Origin of the sequence: Thioclava sp. UBA3469 (assembly GCF_002378135.1) — a bacterium.
Lineage (GTDB): Bacteria > Pseudomonadota > Alphaproteobacteria > Rhodobacterales > Rhodobacteraceae > Thioclava > Thioclava sediminum.
The window spans coordinates 1-6,218 of record NZ_DFRG01000282.1; the positions used below are offsets into that span (position 1 = coordinate 1).

The 6,218-nt window shown below is 63.8% G+C and carries 7 protein-coding genes; 2 read left to right on the forward strand and 5 right to left on the reverse strand.

Annotated features, from left to right (window positions below; all coding sequences use genetic code 11):
* The 4 genes from B3D39_RS20460 to B3D39_RS20475 form a co-directional block, all read right to left on the reverse strand.
* Positions 1-827 (reverse strand): NAD(P)(+) transhydrogenase (Re/Si-specific) subunit beta (locus B3D39_RS20460; protein ID WP_286790040.1); only part of this gene is annotated, 827 nt, incomplete at its 3' end.
* Between the two features lie 15 nt (positions 828-842).
* Entirely contained in the window at positions 843-2,417 is a 1,575-nt protein-coding gene (locus tag B3D39_RS20465) for a Re/Si-specific NAD(P)(+) transhydrogenase subunit alpha (RefSeq protein ID WP_078519500.1), read from the reverse strand.
* A 287-nt stretch (positions 2,418-2,704) separates the two neighbouring features.
* A complete protein-coding gene (locus B3D39_RS20470) occupies positions 2,705-3,151 on the reverse strand; it encodes a methyltransferase family protein (protein WP_274963459.1) in 447 nt (148 codons plus the stop codon).
* 8 nt (positions 3,152-3,159) lie between these two features.
* Complete coding sequence (locus tag B3D39_RS20475; RefSeq protein WP_274963460.1) at positions 3,160-3,648, reverse strand: D-galactarate dehydratase; 489 nt, start codon at positions 3,646-3,648, stop codon at positions 3,160-3,162.
* 135 nt (positions 3,649-3,783) lie between these two features.
* On the opposite strand from B3D39_RS20475, the gene moaA reads away from it, so the two are divergent.
* Complete coding sequence (gene moaA / locus B3D39_RS20480; RefSeq protein ID WP_078570192.1) at positions 3,784-4,791, forward strand: GTP 3',8-cyclase MoaA; 1,008 nt, start codon at positions 3,784-3,786, stop codon at positions 4,789-4,791.
* Between the two features lie 152 nt (positions 4,792-4,943).
* On the forward strand, positions 4,944-5,351 hold the full coding sequence (locus B3D39_RS20485; RefSeq protein ID WP_078539596.1) for a universal stress protein: 408 nt from the start codon (positions 4,944-4,946) through the stop codon (positions 5,349-5,351).
* A gap of 3 nt (positions 5,352-5,354) precedes the next feature.
* Here B3D39_RS20485 and B3D39_RS20490 read toward each other — a convergent pair.
* On the reverse strand, positions 5,355-6,218 hold an 864-nt coding region (locus B3D39_RS20490; protein WP_286790041.1), incomplete at its 5' end, for an amidohydrolase.

Genomic DNA, 6,218 nt, shown 5'->3' on the forward strand with positions numbered 1-6,218 from the left:
CACATGATGTAGGACAGGATCGCACCCGAGGAGCCGACCAGCGCGCCGACCACGATCAGAAGATCGTTGCCCAGCGAGAAGCCGATCGCCGCCGCGGCCCAGCCCGAATAGGAGTTCAGCATCGACACCACGACCGGCATATCGGCACCGCCGATACCCATGATCAGGTGGTAACCGATGAAGAAGGCCAGAAGCGTCATCGCGATCAGTGCCCAAGCGCCTGCCCCGTTGATGAACAGGATCAGCAGGATCACCGAGAGGATCGCGGCTGCGGCGTTGAGCATATGCCCGCCCGGCAGCTTGGTCGCCTTCGAGGTCACCTTGCCCGCGAGCTTGCCGAAGGCCACGACCGACCCGGTGAAGGTCACGGCCCCGATGAACACGCCAAGGAACAGCTCGACGCGCAGGATCGACAGCTCGACCGGCGTCTTATGCGCGATCAGAGCGGCAAAGCCTTTCAGCGCGTGCTGTTCTTCCATGCCCATCGCGCCGACGCGCGCCATCTCGATATAGGCGTTGTAGCCCACGAAGACGGCGGCGAGACCGACCAGCGAGTGCATCGCCGCCACAAGCTGCGGCATTTCCGTCATCTGCACCCGGTTCGCGACGAACCAGCCGATGATGCCACCGGCCGCGATCAGGATGACCGAGAGAAGCCACAGCCCCGAGCCGGGGCCGATCAGCGTCGCCAGAACCGCAAGGCCCATGCCGACGATGCCATACCACACGGCCCGTTTCGCGCTTTCCTGCCCCGAAAGGCCGCCCAGCGAGAGGATGAAGAGAACTGCCGCGACGACATAGGCGGCGGTCGAGAATCCGTTTTCCATTACGCTCTCCCCCTCTTACGACTTCTGGAACATGGCGAGCATGCGCCGGGTGACCATGAAGCCACCGAAGATGTTGATCCCGGCCATGAACACCGACAGCGCAGCAAGCAGGATCACGAGCCACGAGCCCGATCCGATCTGCAACAGCGCGCCGAGGATGATGATCGACGAGATCGCATTGGTCACAGCCATCAGCGGCGTGTGCAGCGAGTGCGAGACGTTCCAGATCACCTGGAAGCCCACGAAACAGCTGAGCACGAAGACGATGAAGTGCTGCATGAAGCTGGCCGGCGCCACGAGGCCCACGCCCAGAAGCACGATCGCGCCCACGGCGAGCAGCGTCACCTGGTTGCGGGTCTGCTTCTTGAACTCGGCCACCTCGGCGGCGCGCTTCTCTTCCGGCGTCAGCTCCTTGGCCTTTTCCTTCGGCTTTTGCGCCGCGATCGCGGCCACCTTGGGTTTCGGCGGCGGGAAGGTGATCTCGCCCTGATAGGCCACAGTCGCACCGCGGATCACATCGTCTTCCATGTCATGGACGACGACACCGTCCTTCTCGGGCGTCAGGTCCGTCATCATGTGACGGATGTTGGTCGAGTAGAGCGTGGAGCTCTGCGTCGCCATGCGGCTCGGGAAATCGGTATAGCCGACGATGGTCACGCCATTGTCGCTCACGATCTTCTGGTCCGGCACGGTCAGTTCGCAGTTGCCACCGCGCTCGGCGGCGAGGTCCACGATCACGGAACCGGGCTTCATCGCCTCGACCATGTCCTTGGTCCAGAGCACCGGGGCGTCGCGGCCCGGGATCAGCGCGGTGGTGATGACGATGTCGATATCGGGCGCCAGTTCGCGGAATTTCGCAAGCTGGGCTTCGCGGAACTCAGGCGAGGACGGCGCAGCATAGCCGCCCGTCTCGGCCCCGTCTTTCGCGGCCTCCTCAAAGTCGAGATAGACGAACTCGGCGCCCATCGACTCGATCTGCTCGGCCACTTCGGGACGCACGTCGAAGGCGTAGGTGATCGCACCCAGCGAGGTCGACGCACCGATCGCGGCGAGACCCGCGACGCCTGCACCCACCACGAGCACTTTCGCCGGCGGAACCTTACCTGCCGCCGTCACCTGACCGGTGAAGAAGCGGCCAAAGTTGTTGCCTGCCTCCAGCACCGCACGGTAGCCCGCGATATTGGCCATCGACGACAGCGCATCCATCTTCTGCGCGCGCGAAATCCGCGGGACCATGTCCATCGCGATCACATTCGCACCGGTCTTCTCGGCGGCTTTCAGAAGCTCTTCGTTCTGGGCCGGGTAGAAGAACGAGATCAGGGTCTGGCCGGGCTTGAGGCGCTTGACCTCTGTATCGCTCGGCGGCCGAACCTTGATGACGAAATCCACCTCTTTGAACAGCGCGGCGGCGGTCTTGATGACGGTCACGTTCGCGGCCTCATAGGCCTCGTCTGTGAAGCCGGCCCGGACGCCTGCCCCGGTCTCGATGAAGCACTCATGACCCAGCTTTTGCAGCTGCAAAGCCGAGTCGGGCGTCATGGCGACCCGCGCCTCGCCCTCGAAAATCTCCTTTGGAGCTCCGATTTTCACTCTAACTCCCCCTTGGATAGCGGTGCGTTTAGCCGATGGCCTGCACACCCGGAATCTTGCGTCGTACTCCTTAGCATCGCGCAATAATGTTTCACAAGCACCGATGGGCCGTAAAACCTTGTTAATCGGTCACGGCGCGCCTCACCGGTTCGTGTATACCATTGAATACCGAACTTTTGGGTTATTTATGGTTTAATATCAGAGCGTTAGGTCGTCAATTTTGCGCTGCGACCCGATTGCACCGCCACCAGCTTTTTTGACGGGCGCAGCACTTTGCCGCGGCCCGATCAGAGCCAGCGGCGGGTCCGGGCGCGGTAGGCGGTGTAAGCGTCGCCGAAATGCGCGGCGATCCGGGCTTCCTCGCCGAGAATGTAGCGCCGCGTGATGAACCACATGAAGACCGGCACCAGCAGAAGCCCCAAAGGCGCGTGCCAGATCAGCGCCAGCCCGGCCAGCACCAGCGCGTCGCCGAGATAGATCGGGTTGCGCGACAGCGCGAAGACGCCGGAGGTCACGAGGTCGGACGGGTCACGGCGCGGAATGAAGGTGGTGCGGTGAAGCAGCATCTGCCCCACCGCGGCGAGCATGAGTGCAAGCCCAAGCGCGATCGCGATCATCCCGAGCGCGCGATCATAGCGAAACGGCATCGGAACGACCTGCCCCAGCGCCCAGACCAGCGCCGCGAAGAGCACAAGCCAGAGCGGCGGAATGTCGATCTCGCGCAGAGGGTTCATCGCGCTGCTTACAGTTTGTAGACGGTGAGTTCAGGCAGATCGGTCAGCGGCACCTCGAGCAAGCGCAGTGCGGGCAGCGACACTTCCGAGCCCGAGCCAGCCGCCTTGCCCGACGGGATCAGCGTCACCTTCGCGGATTTGCCGGTTTTCGGGTCTTCGATCCGGCCGGGGGTTTCGCTTTTCACCAGCCCGGTCTTCACCCAAAAGCCCGGATCGGCCGGATCGCCAAGGCTCGCGATGGTGGTGCCAAGCTTGGTCTCGCCGCCCACGGGCTTCTTCGCCGCCTCGGCGCGCTGTTCTGCCGTGGTCGTATCGAAGGAATCGGCGGTTTTCGCGCTGGGTTTCGGAACCGGCGTCGCGACCGGAGCGGCGGCGTCGGGGGCTGCCGTGGTCGCCGGACCCGAGGCGTTTGGGCCGTTGAGTCCCAGCGTGGCGCAGCCCGCCATCGGCATCATCAGCGTGAGCGCCAAGATCGGGCGGGAGAGGGGTTTGCGCATTCGAAATCTCCTTAAAATTTCGTCGAGCCTATGCCCAGTCCGAGGCGACTGCCACCCCCTGCTCTGCGCCCTGCCCGCACGTGATCCACGCGACGCCCCTTGCCGCCCCGTCCACCGCGCCTTACTTTCCGCACCATGGATAACACGCCCCTCATCGACCCCTTCGCCCGCCCGATCGACTATTTGCGGGTTTCGGTCACCGACCGCTGCGATTTTCGCTGCACCTATTGCATGGCCGAACACATGCAGTTCCTGCCGAAAAAGGAACTGCTCACGCTCGAAGAACTGGACCGGCTCTGCTCGACCTTCATCCGCCTCGGCGTGAAGAAGCTGCGCATCACCGGGGGCGAGCCGCTGGTGCGGCGTGATATCATGACCTTCTTCCGCTCGATCTCGCGGCATCTGGAGACCGGGGATCTGCGCGAGCTGACGCTGACCACCAACGGTTCGCAGCTTGCGAAATTCGCCGATGATCTCGCGGCACTGGGCATGAAGCGGATCAACGTCTCGCTCGATACGCTCGATGCCGACAAATTCGCGAAGATCACGCGCTGGGGACGGCTCGAACAGGTGCTCAAAGGTCTGGAGGCCGCGAAACGCGCGGGTCTCAAGGTCAAGATCAACACGGTCGCGCTGAAGGGCTTCAACGAGGACGAGCTGTTCACCCTGATCGACTGGTGCGCGGCGGAGGGCTTCGATCTGACCTTTATCGAAGTGATGCCGATGGGCGAGATGGGCGACGATCTGCGGCTCGATCAATACTGGCCGCTCTCGGATGTGCGCAAGGCGATGGCCGAACGCTTTACCCTGACCGATCTGGCGGAATCAACCGGTGGGCCTGCGCGCTACGTCCGGCTGGAGGAAAGCGGTCAGAAGGTCGGCTTCATCACGCCGCTGACGCATAATTTCTGCGAGAACTGCAACCGCGTGCGGGTGACCTGCACGGGCGAGCTGTTCATGTGCCTCGGCCAGGAGGACAACGCCGATCTGCGCGCGCCCCTGCGAGCCAGCGAGGACGATGCCGCGCTGGAAGCCGCGATCCGCGAGGCGATCTCGCGCAAGCCTAAAGGCCATGATTTCGACTATTCGCGCCAGACCGTCTCGGGCCAGATGTCGCGCCACATGAGCCATACCGGCGGCTGAGCCTCACCAAACCTGCGTCGGCTGCGCGCGCGGCGCAGGTCTCGGGCAACTCACGCGAATTTGGTGGCGCGGCTCCCCTCCGGCGTGACTCAAATCAATGCGACGGGCCAGACCGTCTGGCAGGCTCCCGACAAAGAAAGGGAGCCAAACCAATGTATTCCAACATTCTCGTGCCCGTCGCCTTCGACGAAGATCACAACCCAGATGCCGCGCTCAATGTCGCGCGGGCGCTGGCAGGCGACGGGGCGCGCATCACCTTGCTGCATGTGATGGAAGACGTCCCCGCCTATGCGATCAACTACATGCCCGAGGGTTATGCCGAGGAATTGCGCAAGACGCTGGAGCATGACCTCGCCACGCGCGCGGCGGAGTTCGACGCAGGCGCCTGGGCGATTGTCGAAGGTCAGCCCGGCCATGAAATCCTGAACTACGCCGAACATATTGGGGCCGATTGCATCGTGATCGCGTCGCACCGTCCGGGCTTTGGCGATTACCTGATCGGCTCGACCGCCTCGCGCGTCGTGCGCCATGCGAAATGCGCGGTGATGGTGATGCGCTGAGGCTCACTCGGCAGGCAGACGCGCCTCGATCATGCCGACGAACCAGCTTGCGCCCGCAGGCAGTATCGCGTCGTTGAAATCGTATTCCGCGTGATGAAGCGGCGCGCTGGGGCCATTGCCGATGAAGCCATAGGCCCCGGGGCGCACCTCCAGCATATAGGCGAAATCCTCCGCCCCCATCATCGGGTCGACGTTGCGATCGCAGGTGCCTGCCACGGCCTCGGCCACCTGCGCTGCGACCTCGGCCGCCGCCGCATCATTGCGGGTGACGGGATAGCCGCGCCGGTAGTCGACCTCTGCCGTCGCCTCATGGGTCGCAGCCACCCCCTGCGCGATCTCGCGCAGGCGGCGCTCGGCCAGATCGCGGGTCTCGGCGCTCATCGTGCGCACGGTCCCGCCAAGGCTCACCGAATTGCCGATCACGTTGAGCGCTTTCGAGTCGGTCTCCAGCGTCGTGACCGACAGCACGATCTCCTCCAACGGATCGGTCGCGCGGGACACGATGCTTTGCAGCGCGAGGATCAGGTGGGCGGAAATCGGCACCGGGTCGATCACTTCCTGAGGTTTCGCCGCATGGCCGCCCTTGCCGGTCAACACGATGTCGAAGAAATCCGCCGCCGCCATCATCGCATCGGGCCGGATGCCAAAGCTGCCCGCTTCCATCCCCGGCATGTTGTGCAGCGCATAGACCTCTTCGATGCCGAAACGCTCCATCAGACCGTCTTCGATCATCGCCTTGGCCCCGGCCCCGCCCTCTTCGGCGGGCTGGAAGATCACCACGGCACGACCCGCGAAGGCCCGCGTTTCGCAGAGGTATTTCGCCGCTGCCAGCAGGGTCGAAGTGTGCCCGTCATGGCCGCAGGCATG

Coding starts and splice junctions, on each gene's coding strand:
- B3D39_RS20470 (WP_274963459.1), bottom strand. CDS start 3,151: ATGAACCCTCTGCGCGAGATCGACATTCCGCCGCTCTGGCTTGTGCTC.
- B3D39_RS20475 (WP_274963460.1), bottom strand. CDS start 3,648: ATGCGCAAACCCCTCTCCCGCCCGATCTTGGCGCTCACGCTGATGATG.
- moaA (WP_078570192.1), top strand. CDS start 3,784: ATGGATAACACGCCCCTCATCGACCCCTTCGCCCGCCCGATCGACTAT.
- B3D39_RS20485 (WP_078539596.1), top strand. CDS start 4,944: ATGTATTCCAACATTCTCGTGCCCGTCGCCTTCGACGAAGATCACAAC.